Genomic DNA, 16,374 nt, shown 5'->3' with positions numbered 1-16,374 from the left:
GCTATTTCAAAATGCCCGGTAAGCGCAAATTATGGACGCGGGCGCAGGTCTTGGCCTCCTCATAGCCGGCATCTGCATGGCGCATCACACCCGAGGCCGGATCGTTCCACAACACGCGTTCCAGCCGTTTGGCGGCCGCGTCCGTACCATCGGCGCAGATCACCACACCGGAGTGCTGGGAAAAACCCATGCCGACGCCGCCGCCGTGGTGCAGTGAAACCCAGGTGGCCCCCGACGCCGTATTGGTCAGCGCGTTCAACAGCGGCCAGTCCGACACCGCGTCCGAGCCATCCATCATTGCTTCGGTCTCGCGGTTGGGGGAGGCCACCGAGCCAGAGTCCAGGTGGTCGCGGCCAATCACCACCGGCGCGCTCAGCTCGCCATTTTTGACCATCTCGTTAAAGGCCAGCCCCGCCCTGTGGCGATCGCCCAGACCGATCCAGCAAATCCGCGCCGGCAAGCCCTGAAAGGCAATGCGCTCCTGCGCCATATCGAGCCAGTTGTGCAGATGGGTGTTGTCGGGGAACAGCTCTTTCATCTTGGCGTCGGTTTTGCGGATGTCTTCGGGATCACCAGACAGGGCCACCCAACGGAAGGGGCCGACGCCGCGACAAAACAGGGGTCGGATATAGGCGGGGACAAAGCCGGGGAAATCAAAGGCGTTCTCCAGCCCTTCGTCCAGGGCCATCTGACGGATATTGTTGCCGTAATCCACGGTGGGAATACCCATGGCATGGAATTTGCACATGGCCTCTACCTGCACCCGCATCGAGGCCCGCGCGGCCTGTTCCACTGCTTTTGGATCGCTTTCGCGCCGGGCTTTCCACTCTGCCATGGTCCAGCCCTGGGGCAGGTAGCCGTTGACCGGATCATGGGCCGAGGTCTGGTCGGTAACCAAATCAGGGCGCATGCCGCCGGTCTCGCTGCGGCGCAGCAGTTCGGGGAAGATATCGGCGGCATTGCCCAGCAGGCCGACAGATTTTGCCTCACCTGCTGCGGTCCAACGGGCGATCATTTCCAGGGCCTCGTCCAGGCTTTCGGCCTTTTCATCCAGATACCTGGTGCGCAGGCGGAAATCGATGCTGTCAGGATTACATTCAACTGCCAGACAACAGGCCCCGGCCATGACAGCCGCCAGTGGCTGGGCGCCGCCCATACCACCCAGGCCCCCCGTCAGGATCCATTTGCCAGTAAGGTCGCCGCCATAATGCTGACGACCTGCCTCGGCAAAGGTCTCATATGTACCTTGCACGATGCCCTGGGTTCCGATGTAAATCCAAGACCCTGCGGTCATCTGGCCATACATCATCAGGCCCTTTTTATCGAGTTCGTTGAAGTGGTCCCAATTGGCCCAATGGGGAACCAGGTTGGAGTTGGCAATCAAAACACGCGGTGCGTCTTCATGGGTTTTGACAATGGCCACCGGCTTGCCCGACTGCACCAGCAGGGTTTCATCGGCTTCCAGATCCTTGAGGCTGTCAACGATGAGGTCAAAATCCGCCCAGGTGCGCGCTGCGCGTCCAATGCCGCCGTAGACCACCAGTTCATGCGGGTTCTCCGCCACATCCGGGTGCAGGTTGTTCATCAGCATCCGCATTGCCGCCTCGGTCAGCCAGCTTTTGGCGGTGATCTCCGGGCCGGTGGGCGGGTAGATGTCGCGGGTATTCTTGCGGGGATCGGTCATGTGTTTCCTCCGGTCATCGGTGCCCAGCTGGCCAGGCGGGTGAGAATGGTGTTCAGATGCGCGCGCAGGCGCGTTGCCTTGGCGGCGTCATAGCTCCAGGGTGCCGTCTCAGCGCTGAGATAGGTGCTTTGCGCCAGTTCCATCTGGATAGCGTGCAGCCCTTCCTCTGGGCGACCATAGTGCCGGGTGCTCCAGCCGCCCTTGAAACGTCCGTTCAAAACAGAGCTGTAGCCCTCTGCCGCGGCGCAGGCTTTGACCACGATGTCCTCGATGGCGGGATCGCAGGTCGTTCCCATATTGGTGCCGGTGTTGAAATCCGGCAGGGTGCCGTCGAACAGGAAGGGGATGGTGCTGCGGATCGAGTGGCAATCATAGAGAATGGCAAAGCCATGCTGGGCCTTCACCCGTTCCAGCGCGGCCGCTAGGGCGGCATGATAGGGCGCATGATAGGCCTGACGGCGGGCTTCGATCTCTGCTGCACCGGGGTCCTGGTTCCAGATGGGGTGACCGTCAAAATCCGTCAGCGGCACCAGCGTGGTGGTGTTCTGCCCAGGATAGAGCGACATCCCCGATGGATCCCGGTTGGCGTCGATGACATAGCGGTGGAAGGTGGCGCGGACGGTGCTTGCCCCCTCTAAAATCCCATCATAGAGCCTGTGAATGTGCCAGTCGGTATCATCCAGCCCCCTGCCCCGTGTGTTCAGCTGTGCCTCTACCTCGGGTGGGACATAGGTGCCTGTATGGGGCAGACCCAGAACCACGGGACTGTCGCCGTGGGTGATTTCAACCGGACCTGTCATGTCGACAATTCCGGCATGGGGATCTGGCTGCAGCCGGCAATTTCACCGCGCATGACCAAGGCCGATGCGGCTTCGATGTCGGGGGCGGTGTAGCGGTCATCGCCAAGCGGTGGCACGGTCTGGCGCAGCTTGGCCATCACCCGTTGCAGCGGCGCGCTGGTGGCCAGCGGTGCCCGGAACTCGACCCCCTGGGTGGCGCAAAGCAGCTCCACCCCGAGGATGCGTTCCAGGTTCACCAGCATCTGCCCCAACCGGCGCGCCCCGTGGGCGGCCATTGACACGTGATCTTCCTGATTGGCAGAGGTCGGCGTGCTGTCGGTGACGCAGGGATTGGCCAGATGTTTGTTCTCGCTCATCAGCGCCGCCGTGGTGACCTCGGCGATCATATAGCCTGAGTTGAGGCCGGGATTGGGCGTCAGGAAGGGCGGCAGATCGTGGCTCAGCACCGGATCGACAATCAGCGCGATGCGGCGTTGGGCGATGGCGCCAATCTCGGCAATGGCCAGCGCGATCATATCGGCAGCAAAGCCAACGGGTTCGGCGTGGAAATTTCCGCCCGAAACAATCAGATCAGCCCCCACCAGCACAAGCGGGTTGTCAGTGGCAGCGTTGGCCTCGATCTCCAGCGTCCGCGCCGCCTGTCGCAGCACATCCATGGCGGCGCCAACCACCTGAGGCTGGCAGCGAATGCAATAGGGATCCTGCACGCGGGCGTCGTCTTCGCGGTGGCTTTCGCGGATCACCGACCCCTCCAACAGGGCGCGCAGGGTGGCGCCGGCCTCGATCTGGCCGCGATGGCCGCGCAGGCTGTGGATTTCGGGCTGCAGTGGCGCGGTGGATCCCATGATGGCATCCGTGGTCAGCGCTGAGGTGACCAGCGCGCTTTGCGCCGCTGCCCAGGCACCAAACAGGCCCGCCAGGCCAAAGGCGGTTGAAAATTGGGTGCCATTGATCAGCGCCAGGCCTTCCTTGGGACCCAGCTCAATCGGGGTGAGACCTGCCGCCGCCAGCGCAGCCGCACCAGACATGACAGTGCCGCCAAACTCTGCCTCAGCTGCGCCCATCATCACGGCGGCCATATGCGACAGCGGTGCCAGGTCGCCTGAAGCGCCAACTGAGCCCTGCGCCGGAATAACCGGGGTAACACCTGTCGCAAGCATTGCTTCCAGCAGGTCGATGACCTCCAGCCGCACGCCAGATGCGCCGCGCCCCAGGCTGAGCAGTTTCAGCGCCATCATCAACCGGGCATGGGCGCGCGGGATCGCAGGCCCGACGCCACAGCAATGGCTGAGGATCAGGTTGCGTTGCAGGGTGGCGGTGTCCTCTGCAGCAATCTTGACGCTGGCCAATTTGCCAAAGCCGGTGTTCACCCCGTAAACAGCGGTGTTTCCGGCGGCAGCGGCAGCAATGCGGCTATGGGCCAGTTCAATGGCCGGACGGCAGGACGCGTCCAAACGTATCGCACATTCTTCGCGGAAAACCCGTTCAAGATCGGCGAGGGAAACATTGCCGGGGGTCAGGGTTAGGATCGGGGTCTGGGGGGTCACAACTGGCCTCCAAAAATACGGGTATGAAGCGGGTTAAAGCCGATGCGATAGGCCAGCTCTGCCGGGTGGGCGACATCCCAGATGGCGAGATCTGCGCGATTGCCGACCGCAAGTGTACCGCAATCTGACAGGTCAAGCGCGCGGGCGGCGTGGCTGGTGACACCGCGCAGGGCTTCTTCGGGGGTCATGCGAAACAGGGTACAGCCCATGTTCATCGCCAGCAGCAGCGAGGTCATTGGCGCCGAGCCGGGATTGCAATCCGTTGCCAGCGCCATTGGTACGCCTGCTGTGCGCAGCAGATCAATTGGCGGCATTTGTGTTTCGCGCAGGGTATAGAATGCACCGGGCAGGATCACGGCCACTGTGCCCGCCGCTGCCATGGCGGCAACCCCGTCGCCGTCGAGGTATTCGATATGATCTGCAGATAGCGCGCCGTAGCTGGCAGCCAGTTTGGCACCGCCCAGATTGGACAGCTGCTCGGCGTGGAGCTTCACCGGCAGGCCCAGGGTTTTGGCCAAATCAAAGACCCGCGCGATTTGTGCTGGCGAAAAGGCGATGCCCTCGCAAAAGCCGTCAACTGCATCAACCAAGCCTTCGCTATGGGCTGCGCGCAGCGCCGGGAGGCAGACCTTGGTTATATAGCCGCCGGCATCCTCAGCGTACTCAGCGGGCACTGCATGGGCGCCTAGGAAGCTGGTCACCACCCGGATGGGCCGGTGATCTGGCAGTGCGCGGGCGGCGCGGAGCATGTTCAGCTCGGTTTCGAGATCCAGACCATAGCCGGATTTGACTTCAATTGTGGTGACGCCCTCTGCCAGCATGGCGTCAACGCGGGGCAGTGCCTGGGTAATCAGCTCTTCTACAGTGGCGGCGCGGGTTGCGGTGACGGTGGAAATGATACCACCGCCTGCCCGCGCGACCTCTTCGTATGAGGCCCCGTTGAGGCGCAGTTCGAATTCCGCCGCGCGATTGCCACCATGCACCACATGCGTGTGACAGTCGATCAGCCCGGGGGTGATCAGCCGATTTCCGAGTGAAGTCGCCTTGAGCCCGGCGTAGCGGGCGGGGAGCTCTGCCTGGCGGCCAATCCAGGCGATTTTCCCTGCAACCACCGCAATGGCCGCCGCCTCAATCAAGCCATAGGGCGCAAGGCCATCGGCCAGGGTGGCGGCGCGAAGCTCGGTGTAGACGTGATCTTCAGTCTGCATGGCGACCTCTGCAATAGTTCGATTTCCTCTTTTCTAGTACAAATCAATATGCCATATGTCTAGACATAAAATGAGGTGAAAAATGACGGGACTCTTTGCTAAACGCGCACTTTTGACGACTGGCTGGGCCGAGCAGGTGCGCTTGACCCTGTGCGAAGGCAAGATATCCGCGATCACAGCAAACGCGCGACCAGAGCAGGATGACTGCCAGGTCGACAGCCTTTTGCCGGCCCTTGCCAATCTGCACAGCCACAGCTTTCAGCGGGCGATGGCAGGGATGACCGAGTACCGAATGGCGGGGCGGGACAGTTTCTGGACCTGGCGTGAGCTGATGTACCGGTTTACCGCCCATCTGAGCCCGGAACAGATCGAGGCCATTGCCGCGCTGGTGTTTCTGGAAATGCAGGAGGCAGGCTATGCTTCGGTTGGAGAGTTCCATTATCTGCATCACCAAAAAGACGGCAGCGCCTATGACAATCTGGCGGAGCATTCGGACCGGATCATGGCGGCGGCGGCTCAAACGGGCATTGGTCTGACACATCTGCCGGTGCTCTACAGCTATGCCGGGGTGGGCAAGGTGCCGTTGGAAGCTGGCCAGATGCGGTTTGGTAATGATGTCGACCAGTTCTGTAAACTGGTGGAGCAGGCGCGTCGCGCTGCATCTGCCCTGCCCGCCGATTATCAGGTTGGCATCGCGCCGCATTCGTTGCGGGCCACGGCGCCGGATGACCTGGCGCGGGTCTTACAGGTCCAGCCTGCGGGTTGCCCGGTGCATATTCACATCGCTGAGCAGCCAAAAGAAGTGCAGGAGGTGCAGGCCGGGCTTGGTGCGCGCCCGGTTGAATGGCTGCTGGCCAATGCTCCGGTGGATCAGAACTGGTGCCTCATCCACGCCACCCATATGACCCAGGCAGAGACCCGCGCGATGGCGGCGTCTGGTGCGGTGGCGGGCCTTTGCCCGATTACCGAGGCCAATCTTGGTGATGGTCCCTTTAACGGAGCCACTTATCTGGAAGCTGGTGGCGCATTTGGAGTTGGTTCGGATTCAAATGTATTGATCTCGCTTACCGAAGAACTGCGCACGCTGGAGTATTCGCAACGCCTGCGGGATCTGTCGCGCAATGTTCTGGTACAGGGAGAGGGTTCGGTGGGGCGGGCGCTGTATACTGGGGCTGCCAAAGGCGGGGCACAGGCCTTGGGTCGGGTTGCGGGTGAGATTGCGGTGGGAAAATGGGCGGATTTGGTTGCCGTTGACAGCACCCACCCATCGCTGTGCGCCCTGACGGATACGCAGTTGTTGGATGGGCTTGTTTTTGCCGCCAAGGATGAGGTGGTGACCGATCTGTGGTCAGCCGGCCGTCATTGTGTCCAGGCGGGACGCCATGTCGCGCGGGATCAGATTCTGGCGCAGTACCGCAGCGCCCTTTCCGACTTGTTGGCTCAGATAGGCTAGGCCTGAGCTGCACGCGATATCTCCTTGCGCGCTTGATGCGGCCGGTTTCACGCAGGGCAAGTGCCAGCTCGTGCTGACGCGGATAGGCCGCAAACGTCTTCAGCAACTGGCTGGGCGGCTTGATGCCCGCCGCCATGGTGGCAACGGCGCCTAGGATATCCGGCCTGAAATACGACAAATCCGTGAGGAAACAGGGGGCCGGCGCTGCAAACTAGCGCCAGAAGTCCGCTTATGAGGTACCTGAAACGCCGTGGAGTGCCCCGACTGAAGTGGTCCAGCAAAGCGGGTCCGGATCCTAGGTGTCTTTTTCGAACAGAGTGTCTTCGAGCACGATACCATCCATCCCCGAAGTCATCAGCACCGCGACCGCGTCTTCGACGGAATGCACGATGGGCTTGCCCATTATATTGAAACTGGTGTTCAGAACCACTGGAACGGATGTAAGGCGGCCAAAGGCGCCGACCAATTCGTTGAGCCATGGGTTGCTGTCTTCGTTGACCGTTTGCAGCCGGCCGGTGCCATCCTCATGCACAACCGCTGGCACCTGATCCCTCGCCTTAGAGCGCCAGCGTTTGGTAAAGGACATATAAGGCGACGGCTGGGCGGCTTCGAACCATTGATCCGCATCTGTGTCCTGGACGATTGGAGCAAAAGGACGGTAAGCCTCGCGTCCCTTGATGTCGCGATTGAGACGGTCCTTCATATTGGCGGGGCGCGGGTCGGCCAGGATCGACCGGTTGCCGAGCGCTCTTGGCCCGAATTCCGCCTGCCCCCGGAATACGCCCAAAATCTTGCCCTGGGCCAGGCGTCCAGCGATGATCTGCGCGGATTGCCCGGTCAGGTCCGTACTGAGCAGCGGCCCGGCACCCTGTTGTACCTTGCAAATGGCCTTGGCAGGCACTTGTGTGCCCAAGTAAGCTGATCCGGTCCCCATGGGCAGGGTTTCGTGACCCTGATCCTTGGCCCAGGCCAGAAGGGCGGCGCCAATCGCATTGCCATCATCTGCGGGGGCCGAGGGGACGAACACGCTGTCAAATCCGTGCCGTTGTGCGATGGAGCCGTTGTAGGATGAATTGAGCGCACAGCCACCTGTCAGGATCAGGTTCGCAGTACCGTTTGTTTGGGAGGCGCAGGCTGCCAGAACCTGATCCGCCACATGGGCAAAAGCGGCCTGCCCCGACGCGGCAAGATCGGCAGCCTGCATGATCGGATCAAAGGGCGTGCGCGCATGGCGGGCCACGATGGCCTGCACCTCAGCAAGGCAAGGCTCGTCGCAAAACTGCAACCGCCCACGATCTACGATCAAAAGCCTAGAGAGGCTGGCGACCAGTTCAGGGATGGGCCGACCAAAGGCCGCTAGCCCCATCACTTTCCATTCTTCACCCAACCGCCAGTCAAATCCGCAGGCGCCGGTGATCCAGGCATAGAAGGTGCCCAGGCTGCCGGGCCCCCAGGACCGCCACCTGCGCTTCAGTGCGCGCGCGCTCATGTCGAAAACGGAAATCGATCCGGCCTCGCCCTCGCCGTCCATCACCACGCAGGTCGCATCGGAAAAAGGCGATTGATAGGCCGCCGCTGCCGCATGGCAAAGGTGGTGGTCAAAACGCATCACTTCGGGCATTTCGGGGCTCAGGCCCAGACGCAACAGCGTGGCACCGGCGTTGGATTGCGCCGCAGCCTGCAGGCTGCGCAACCACAGCCCATCCGAGGCCGGCAGCAGCGTATTGGACACCTGAACCGGCAGATCCCCCTTGATCAGAGTCCAGCTGGTGGCAACCATAAGCCTATCTGTGGCGCGGTCAAAGCCGCACTGGTGCAGGGCTGCCGACAGATGTGACACATGGTCAGGTGCCAGGCCCCAGGCGCGCTTGTCCTGCAAAAACCGCTCTGTGGCTTCGGCAAAGACAACCTGTCCCTCGGCATCGACTAGCGCCAGCGCCGGGTCATGCCCAGAGGTCGAAAGTCCCAGATACCACGTGCTCATTGAGGCGAATTATTGTTCAGGATGGCCTGCGCAAAGCTGCCAAGGGTTTCATGTTCAAAAATCATCGACGGGCTGATATCGGTTTGAAATTCATCCTCAACCTGCCCCGATAGAATGACTGCATCAGTGGATTGCAGACCAAGATCCACCAGTACAGACTCGGGGCCGAGTTGCGAGACCTCGGTGTTGGTGAACTTGGCGATCCGCTCGAGAAGAAAATCCTGAATGTCGGACAGGGTTGTCGTTGTTGTCATGTGTTTTCCTAGATTGCTGACGCGCGCGATAAGCGGCAGGGCAGCGCGGACATGGCCACGGTCTGTGACATGGAATAGTAGCGCTGTTGTTGAGGCAGAAGGGTGATGTCGGGGAACCGCTGGAACAGGCGCGGCAGTGCGGATTTCAGCACGCGCCGCGACAATGCGGCCCCCACGCAGCGATGCAACCCATGCCCGAAGGCTAGGTTCCCGACGGCAGTACCGCGGTTGATCGAAAGCAGTTGCAGGCGCAGGGTGTCATTCTTGGCCAGGGGCACGCCGTCCACCGTGGCCGCCTCGCGGGCCATCCTGTAAATGTATTTGGGCGAGGCGCAGGTCGATAAAAACTGTTCGAAATTCCTGTCAATCCAGACCGGATCGGCGATGTTGGAGCGCTCATCCTTGGGCTGGGTCAGCAGCCAATGCGCCATATTGCCCAGCGTGTGGGCAAGGTTGAAACTGGCGCCGTACAACACCAGAACCAGTGCCTTTTTGTCGCGTAGCGTAAAATCCGGCATATCCTGATCGGCCATGACCTGCAGCAGAGAGGCCTGTGGCGCGCTCTCGGGGAGATCCATCGTATCCAGCAGCTCGGTGAACACGCCCTGAAGTCGGCGCAATTCACGCAGATGCAGCCAGGGCTCCAGCACATCCTGCAACACGGGGGCGAGTTTGTTGAAGCGGGCGCTGTCCTGGGTCACAATGCCCAGCATGTCCTGCGTCGATCCGTGAAAAACCGGGTCTGCAAAGTCGCGGATCAGATCAGGCGATTGCGCCTGCGCCAGTTGCGCCAGCCCGGCGTCGATCGCAGCATCGATCCGGGGTTGCCATCTGTCCAACCGGTTGTTCCCCAGATGCCCGGCCACGACGCGGCGCAAAACTGCATGGCGTTCGCCAGACATGAAAAACATTGCATTGCGCGCAATGGTGATCGCGGGATCGAGGTCAAGTTCGGCGCGTTCGCTGAGCGCCTTCAGGTGTGTTTCCATAGCCGGGGGCATAAAATCGGCATCGCAATTGATCACACTGCGTGCTGCCTCCAATGATTTGATGTCCACCATGCGCGCAGATACCGAGGTCGATTGGCCCTCCCGTTCGCAGGGCAAGGCCAGCAGCGCTTGTACCATCGGCGATACCTGAAACTGTGCGCGATCCACATGCAGGCACAGATCCGGGAACCGCTGTGCAAGCGCAGGCAGGGCCGATTTGAAAAACATCCGGGACAGGGCTTCGCCGGGGCATTTGTGGGCCCCTGCTCCAAACGACAGACCCGCCAGTCGCGCATAGGGCGCGCGAGTGTCGCGCAGCGCGCTATTGCATTTGGCAACGTCGACCACCGCGGGAACGCCTTTGTGAAACGGGCATCCGGCGATCTCTGTGTCGCGGGTGGGCACGCGTACCATGGTCAGAGCAGAGGGGTAGGTCAAAAACAGCTCAGATAGATTGTCATCAATCCAGCCCGGCAAAGCCACCTGTTTCCAGGTCTCCTTGGGGCGGCGCAGCAAGCCATAAAGCGTGAGCCCGAGGGATTGAGCCATCGTGATCCCACTGACCAGAACAAAGGCCGCCTGCGCGTGTTGAGTTTCGATGCAGCTACCGGGGCCAGAATTTTCCCTCAGATAGCTTTTGAACGACAGCGGGTGCTGGTCGCCCGCCGGATCGTCCTCTTCAATCCTATCTAGGATATGAATGCAGGACGCATTGATCTTGCGCAGTTCTGACAGCGACAACAGCGGATGTGAAACAACACTGTTTGCACTGCGTATGCTGTCATACAATTGCCCAGTCGTATCCTGCGCGCAGCCGATGAAACTGGTCATGAACGACATCAAAGCCGGTCGTACGAAGTCACGGATCAGATCGGGATCGCTGGCCTGCGCCAGGGAGTCGGGGTCGACTCCGGCTCGGTGCAGAATAGGGCGGTAAGGCTTTAAGCGTTCATTCGTCGCCACCGATACTCGCCGGTGAGGATAATATGTGCCCAGCCGAGGGGTGAGATGTGTGCGAGAAGATATGCTGGCGTATCCAACCCTGCTTTTCTCCGCTGCGCGACGGCGACACCAAGCCGTTTTGTATTCCAAAAGATAATGATGGCGGTGAGCAGGTTCAGCCCTGCAATGCGGAAGTGCTGGCCTTCCGTGTTGCGGTCTCTGATTTCACCCTGCCGCCCAATCCGTAGGGCACTTTTCAGAGCATGGTGCGCTTCACCTTTATTTAGTCCAATGTTGGCACGGCGCTGCATATCCGTGTCGAGCGCCCATTCGATGATGAAGAGTGTTCGCTCGACACGTCCGATTTCGCGAAGGGCAACGGCTAGGTCATGTTGCCTCGGCCGGGCCGCCAGTGTCTTCAGGAGCTGACTGGGCTGCATCCTGCCGGAAAGCATTGTCGCAATGCAGCGGAGCACATCTGGCCAGTTAGCGATGATGGTGTTTTCCCGGATTTTGTCGCCCACCAAGTCCCTCAGTTCAGCCGGAACACTTCGGCGATCAAAGACATGCAGCCGTTTTGACGGCAAATCCCTGATGCGCGGAATGAACCGGTATCCAAGCAGTGATGTGGCCGCGAACACAAGATCGGTGAAGCCCCCGGTATCAGCATATTGTTCTTTGATCCGCTTGCCGGTCGGGTTCATCAGCAACCCATCGAGTATATATGGTGCCTCGTTCACCGTTGCTGGGATGACCTGCGTGGCAAAGGGTGCGTATTGATCGGACACATGGGTATAGGCTTTCAGGCCGGGTTCATTGCCGTATTTCGCATTGATCAGGTTCATCGCCTCGCCCTGGCGCGTGGTGGGAAAGAATTGCCCGTCACTGGAAGCAGTTTCACCGGCACCCCAGTGCTTTGCCATTGGTAACTGTGCTTGCGCTTCGAGCACGGTGGCCAACGCCCGATTGATGGCCTCGCTTTCTACATGCCAGTTCGAAAGTCGCGCCAGTTGGGTGAAACTATGTGTGCTGCTAGCCCCAGCCATCTTGCTCAACCCGAGATTCAGGCCTTCTGCCAGAACGACGTTCAGCAATCCGAGCCTGTCTTTGCACGGTGCCCCGGTGCGCAGATGGGTAAAGGCGTCGGTGAACCCGGTATCGTTGTCCACATCCATAAGGATGTCCGTGATCCGCACCTCTGGCAGGCGGCGATAAAGATCAAGGATGAGGCTGTCGGCCTCCGCGGGTACATCAGCTTCGAGCCGGTCGACACGTAATCGGCCATCCTCGATGACACTGCCAGGCAGAGTTCCATTTTTGACCGCCATGACAAGCCTGTGCAGCCCGTCTTCCAACCGTTGTTTTCGATCAGCGATCCAGACTTCCGGCTCCAATGGCATCGACAGCCCCATAGTCTGAGCGGCCTCGACCGGAACCAGGGCCTGTTTCAGGTCGCTGTAGCGGCGTGAGTGAGCAAGCCAGATATCCCTGGATCTGAAGGCCTCGCGCAGATGGAACAGAACTGCGACGACCCATAGCCGGTCCCTGTTGTTTTCCGGATTCCGCAAGTGGCCTCGCCATTTTGACTGCGGTTTGAGAAATGGCGCAGACCGGCTTGGAATATCATGCTTGTCGCGGATCACATCTGCCGCTGCGAGCAAGGGTTCGGCCACGCTGGCGCCGGCGATATCCAATGCTGCCAGCATTCGCGGGGCATAGAGCTTGAAGCGATGATAGCCCTTCTCGACATAGGCCAGCGCATCCGCCTTAACGGTTTTCCCAAGCGTTCCGGCATTCGCGACGAGGTTTTCCAGCATGCCCCACCCACAGGACGCATCCACTGCACTGGCGATAGCCGCGTCATCGCCTTTTGCCAGCAGCAATGTCGTGCCCAAGGTCTCGAACCCCGCTAAAGTCGCTGCGATCTCTGATTGCGCCTCTGCAACACGGGCACCGCAAATCCTCTTTGCCTCTCGCCAGATCGACCCCACGATCCGGTCATGCGTCTCGACCACAGTGTCTGCGATGGCAGCAGACCACTCCACGATGCAGGTGGCAAGGATGGCCAGACGACGATCACTCGTGATGTCCCGCAGCCCATCCGTGAAATATCGTTCGCCTTGGCGGCGTAACTGCATGACCCGGTGCGCCGGAATACCGTCCAAGATTGCTGGCGGTAACGCGATCCGTTGCAAAAATTCCAAACGGTCGAGCTGGCGGTTGAGATCGGCAGAGTTTTTACCCACCTCGAACTGTCGCAACCAGATGAACCGGCTGACCCGCCCATCCACCTCTTCGGTCAACAGATTGTCGAGTTGGGTACGCATTTTCGCATCGAGACGAGCGGCAATGCTGGCCTCAATTCTACGTTCAGCGGCGACCAACGCATCAGCGCAGTGGCGTTCGATGACCGAAGTTCCCGGCAGAATGATCTGCTGTCTGCGGCATTCTTCTACGAAGCCACGCAACAGAGCCTGACTGGATTGCGCCGCTTCAGCATTTCCGTCCAGCCAGCGCCGCATTTTCTTGGCGCGCTTGCCCGAAAACATCTTGTAGCCGTATATCTTTCGCAGAGCATCCAAATGTTCCCGGCGAGTCTTTTCCCGCGCGGCATATGGCAAGAGGTCATCTGGTTTTAATCCGAGTTGTGCGGCCACAAAGCGGGAAACAGGTTCAGGGATGACTTCACCAGCTTTCAGCAAGCGACCCGGATACCGAAAGGCACAAAGCTGAAGCGCAAAGCCGATCTGGTTGTCAGATCGCCGTCGAGTGCGGATGTGCTCGATATCTTCATCATCCAAGGTGTAGTGCTTCAACAGCGAAGCTTCATCGGTGGGAAGATCAAAAAGCGCCGCGCGCTGTCGCGCGGTCAGAACCGCTCGGTGTGCCATCGGATTGTTCTTTCTATATGGGATGGAGTCTTATGAAGTAGGCATAGTGAGACCATCCGCTTGTCATGTCTTTTTCAATGTCTCAATATGACAGTCGCAAGACCTCTTAATTTATTCGAGACCCCATGGCTAAAGTCGGATACGCGCGTGTCAGTTCAGTCGGGCAATCACTGGATGTCCAACGTGAAAAGCTCACTGGTTGCGACAAGCTCTTCGAAGAAAAGCGCAGTGGCACAACTGATGCTCGCCCTCAGCTGAAAGAATGTCTGAATTACGTTCGCGACGGTGATCAGCTCATTGTCACGCGCATCGACCGGCTGGCGCGTTCAACGCTACACCTGTGTCAGATCGCCGAGACGCTGAAACAGAAGGGCGTCGATCTGGTCGTACTCGATCAGAACATCGACACGTCAGACGCGACCGGGCGGCTGCTGTTCAACATGCTCGGGGCCATCGGTCAGTTCGAAACCGAAATCCGCGCCGAGCGTCAGATGGACGGGATCAAGAAGGCCAAGGATCGAGGCGTTCAGTTCGGAAAACGCCCCGCTCTTTCAGAAGATCAGATCGCTGAGCTTCGCCAACGGCGCGCAGCCGGAATGCTGATCAAAGATCTGATGGCCCATTACAGCCTCTCAAAGGCCACCATCTACCGCTATCTCAGCGAAAAAGAGACCTGAGCTCAACTCCAGAGCCCCAATCCGGCCTTAACGCCCTATTCTGCACCGAGCCGGAGTCGACCCCAAGAGCGACATGCGTTTTGCCCGTGCCACTTGGCCCCAGAGCGATCACGTTCTCGCGCCGCTCGATCCATCCGCAACGGGCGAGGTCCAACACCCTGGCTTTGTTCAGGGCGGGGATTGCCTGGAAGTCGAAACTGTCCAGACTTTTGGGCGCCGGGAACTTCGCCGCCTTGACCCGTCGCTCCACCATACGCCGCTCCCGATCGATGAGTTCCAATTCGATCAATCTGTGGAGGAACTGGATGTGATCCTTCCCCTCGGCGGCGCACTGTCGCGCCTGCTTCTCGTATTCGCGCAATACGGTGGGCAGTTTGAGCTTCTTGAGGTGATGGGCCAGCAGAAGGTCCGGGACTTCCGTCATGCGGCTCCCTCCGACAGGAGCGCCATGTAACTCGCGGCTTTTGTCGTCTGAACCGCAGTCCGGGGAAGATAGGGGTAGAGGGACAGATCGAGCCGAGCGGGGCGGCGCTCCACTTGGCACAGGACCAGATGCTTGATCGCATCAAAGGCGATCGCCCGCTTTTGCAACGCCACCCGCACCGCCGCGCACAAAGTCGGCAGATCAAAGCTTTCCAGGAGCCGAAGCACCTGAATGAACTCTCGGCGCCCTTGGCGGGCATGTCTCGCTTCCATTAGGCGACGCAGGGTTTGCAGCTCGTCGGGCATCTCCCAATCGACCAAAGGGGCGGCTTGGTCCAAGGCCCCGGGCTTCGTCTCCAGAAGGGCAAAGTAATGCACAGGGTCGAAGATCATTTGTTCGCGCTCGTAGCAGCGGGCGTGACGGGCGATGACCCCACCACCACAGCCGATTTCGACCACATCCACAAACGCACGGATCGTCACCTCCCGTAAGCCATAGGTGCTGGGAACCGAGTAATCATTGGATTTGTAGCGCACCAGAGATTGGGAGCTGACCCGGCCCGTTGCCTTGTGGCAGGCTTGGTAAGGCATTGCAGGGAGTGGCGACATGGCAGCCAGATCCCGCTTCAGCCGTTCCCCGATCGTCTCCCGGTGCCCATGCAAGACAGCCGACTGCCGTGTCAGACATTGTTCTTCGAGCCAGACATTGAAGCTGTCCAGATCAGGGAATTCCGGCAGCGGCACCATCAGGTTGCGCCGGGACCAGCCCACCAGACCTTCGACATTGCCTTTATCGTTCCCCTTGCCCGGGCGGCCGTAGCGATCATCAAAAAGGTAGTGTGACAACATCTCCGTGAACATCTGCGTCCGCCGACGCCGCCCTCCGGCTTCGATCTTCGCAACAAGGCAGCTGTCATTGTCATAGACCACCGAGAGCGGCACGCGCCCGAAGAACTCAAAGGCGTGAACATGCCCGTCCATCCAGGCTTCTGTTGTCGCCGCATGATAGGCCCGCACATAGCATGCATCGCTGTAGGGCAGGTCAAAGGCAAAAAAGTGGATCTTCTGTTCCACGCCCCCCAGGATGACAACGGCCTCACCGAAATCGGCCTGCCCGTGACCCGGAGGATGGGCGAGTGGAATGAACATCTCCCGCGCTTTTTGACGATGCCCCCGAACATAGTCCTTCACGGTCGTATAACCGCCGGTAAAGCCTTCTTCCTCACGGAGCCGTTCAAAGATCCGCTTCGCCGTATGGCGTTGCTTCTTCGGACGGTTCTGATCCTCCAGAAGCCATTGGTCAATTGTATCGGTGAAGGCTTCCAACTTCGGGCGCCGAACTTTCTGGCTCCGGCGGTAACCAGGGGGAGACGAATACGCGCACATCTTGTCGACCGTTCCACGGGCAAGGCCAAAATCACGGGCGATCGAACGTTTGCTGCGCCCCTCATCGAAATGCGCGCGGCGCACGGCTAAATATACTTCCACGGTGAAAATCCTCCGGCCCTCCCTGCAAAGACAG

The 16,374-nt window shown here is 60.0% G+C and carries 11 protein-coding genes and 2 pseudogenes; 2 read left to right on the top strand and 11 right to left on the bottom strand.

What is annotated here, in order from left to right; all coding sequences use genetic code 11:
* Position 1 precedes the first annotated feature (1 nt).
* From hutU to hutI, 4 genes are read right to left on the bottom strand one after another with little or no spacing between them, the layout of a single operon-like run.
* The gene (gene hutU / locus JZI28_RS23005) at positions 2 to 1,684 is read right to left on the bottom strand and encodes a urocanate hydratase (RefSeq protein WP_375700320.1); all 1,683 of its coding nucleotides are present in this window, start codon (positions 1,682 to 1,684) and stop codon (positions 2 to 4) included.
* Positions 1,681 to 2,484, bottom strand: a complete 804-nt coding sequence (gene hutG / locus JZI28_RS23000; protein WP_375700319.1) for an N-formylglutamate deformylase — start codon at positions 2,482 to 2,484, stop codon at positions 1,681 to 1,683. The genes hutU and hutG overlap by 4 nt, the downstream gene beginning before the upstream one ends.
* Positions 2,481 to 4,013, bottom strand: a complete 1,533-nt coding sequence (gene hutH, locus JZI28_RS22995) for a histidine ammonia-lyase (RefSeq protein ID WP_375700373.1) — start codon at positions 4,011 to 4,013, stop codon at positions 2,481 to 2,483. Before hutH ends, hutG begins: the two co-directional genes overlap by 4 nt.
* 14 nt (positions 4,014 to 4,027) lie before the next feature.
* A complete protein-coding gene (gene hutI, locus JZI28_RS22990) occupies positions 4,028 to 5,239 on the bottom strand; it encodes an imidazolonepropionase (RefSeq protein WP_375700318.1) in 1,212 nt (403 codons plus the stop codon).
* A gap of 82 nt (positions 5,240 to 5,321) precedes the next feature.
* Here hutI and JZI28_RS22985 point away from each other — a divergent pair, with 82 nt between their 5' ends.
* On the top strand, positions 5,322 to 6,692 hold the full coding sequence (locus JZI28_RS22985) for a formimidoylglutamate deiminase (RefSeq protein WP_375700317.1): 1,371 nt from the start codon (positions 5,322 to 5,324) through the stop codon (positions 6,690 to 6,692).
* 28 nt (positions 6,693 to 6,720) lie between these two features.
* Here JZI28_RS22985 and JZI28_RS22980 read toward each other — a convergent pair.
* The 5 genes and pseudogenes from JZI28_RS22980 to JZI28_RS22960 form a co-directional block, all read right to left on the bottom strand.
* Positions 6,721 to 6,855: pseudogene (locus JZI28_RS22980) on the bottom strand (Tn3 family transposase); the annotation flags it as partial.
* A gap of 132 nt (positions 6,856 to 6,987) precedes the next feature.
* On the bottom strand, positions 6,988 to 8,676 hold the full coding sequence (locus tag JZI28_RS22975) for a carbamoyltransferase (RefSeq protein WP_375700316.1): 1,689 nt from the start codon (positions 8,674 to 8,676) through the stop codon (positions 6,988 to 6,990).
* Positions 8,673 to 8,930 carry an acyl carrier protein gene (locus JZI28_RS22970; RefSeq protein WP_295449021.1) on the bottom strand — a complete coding sequence of 86 codons (258 nt, stop codon included), beginning with the start codon at positions 8,928 to 8,930 and terminating at the stop codon, positions 8,673 to 8,675. Before JZI28_RS22970 ends, JZI28_RS22975 begins: the two co-directional genes overlap by 4 nt.
* 8 nt (positions 8,931 to 8,938) lie before the next feature.
* Positions 8,939 to 10,882, bottom strand: a complete 1,944-nt coding sequence (locus JZI28_RS22965) for a hypothetical protein (protein WP_375700315.1) — start codon at positions 10,880 to 10,882, stop codon at positions 8,939 to 8,941.
* Complete coding sequence (locus tag JZI28_RS22960) at positions 10,861 to 13,752, bottom strand: Tn3 family transposase (RefSeq protein ID WP_349387465.1); 2,892 nt, start codon at positions 13,750 to 13,752, stop codon at positions 10,861 to 10,863. The genes JZI28_RS22965 and JZI28_RS22960 overlap by 22 nt, the downstream gene beginning before the upstream one ends.
* A gap of 125 nt (positions 13,753 to 13,877) precedes the next feature.
* Here JZI28_RS22960 and JZI28_RS22955 point away from each other — a divergent pair, with 125 nt between their 5' ends.
* Positions 13,878 to 14,429, top strand: a complete 552-nt coding sequence (locus JZI28_RS22955; protein ID WP_349387466.1) for a recombinase family protein — start codon at positions 13,878 to 13,880, stop codon at positions 14,427 to 14,429.
* A 40-nt stretch (positions 14,430 to 14,469) separates the two neighbouring features.
* Here the strand turns inward: JZI28_RS22955 and JZI28_RS22950 are convergent.
* Together JZI28_RS22950 and istA are read right to left on the bottom strand one after the other, a co-directional pair.
* Positions 14,470 to 14,853 (bottom strand): annotated as a pseudogene (locus JZI28_RS22950) (ATP-binding protein); the annotation flags it as partial.
* On the bottom strand, positions 14,850 to 16,349 hold the full coding sequence (istA, locus tag JZI28_RS22945) for an IS21 family transposase (RefSeq protein ID WP_375700067.1): 1,500 nt from the start codon (positions 16,347 to 16,349) through the stop codon (positions 14,850 to 14,852). The gene istA and the pseudogene JZI28_RS22950, both read right to left, overlap by 4 nt.
* Between the last annotated feature and the right edge of the window lie 25 nt (positions 16,350 to 16,374).

Source organism: Pseudophaeobacter sp. TrK17, from assembly GCF_042192375.1.
Classification (GTDB): domain Bacteria; phylum Pseudomonadota; class Alphaproteobacteria; order Rhodobacterales; family Rhodobacteraceae; genus Pseudophaeobacter.
This window is presented reverse-complemented; position numbering and strand designations above follow the sequence as displayed.

Coding starts and splice junctions, on each gene's coding strand:
- hutU (WP_375700320.1), bottom strand. CDS start 1,684: ATGACCGATCCCCGCAAGAATACCCGCGACATCTACCCGCCCACCGGC.
- hutI (WP_375700318.1), bottom strand. CDS start 5,239: ATGCAGACTGAAGATCACGTCTACACCGAGCTTCGCGCCGCCACCCTG.
- JZI28_RS22975 (WP_375700316.1), bottom strand. CDS start 8,676: ATGAGCACGTGGTATCTGGGACTTTCGACCTCTGGGCATGACCCGGCG.
- JZI28_RS22960 (WP_349387465.1), bottom strand. CDS start 13,752: ATGGCACACCGAGCGGTTCTGACCGCGCGACAGCGCGCGGCGCTTTTT.
- hutG (WP_375700319.1), bottom strand. CDS start 2,484: ATGACAGGTCCGGTTGAAATCACCCACGGCGACAGTCCCGTGGTTCTG.
- JZI28_RS22985 (WP_375700317.1), top strand. CDS start 5,322: ATGACGGGACTCTTTGCTAAACGCGCACTTTTGACGACTGGCTGGGCC.
- JZI28_RS22955 (WP_349387466.1), top strand. CDS start 13,878: ATGGCTAAAGTCGGATACGCGCGTGTCAGTTCAGTCGGGCAATCACTG.
- JZI28_RS22970 (WP_295449021.1), bottom strand. CDS start 8,930: ATGACAACAACGACAACCCTGTCCGACATTCAGGATTTTCTTCTCGAG.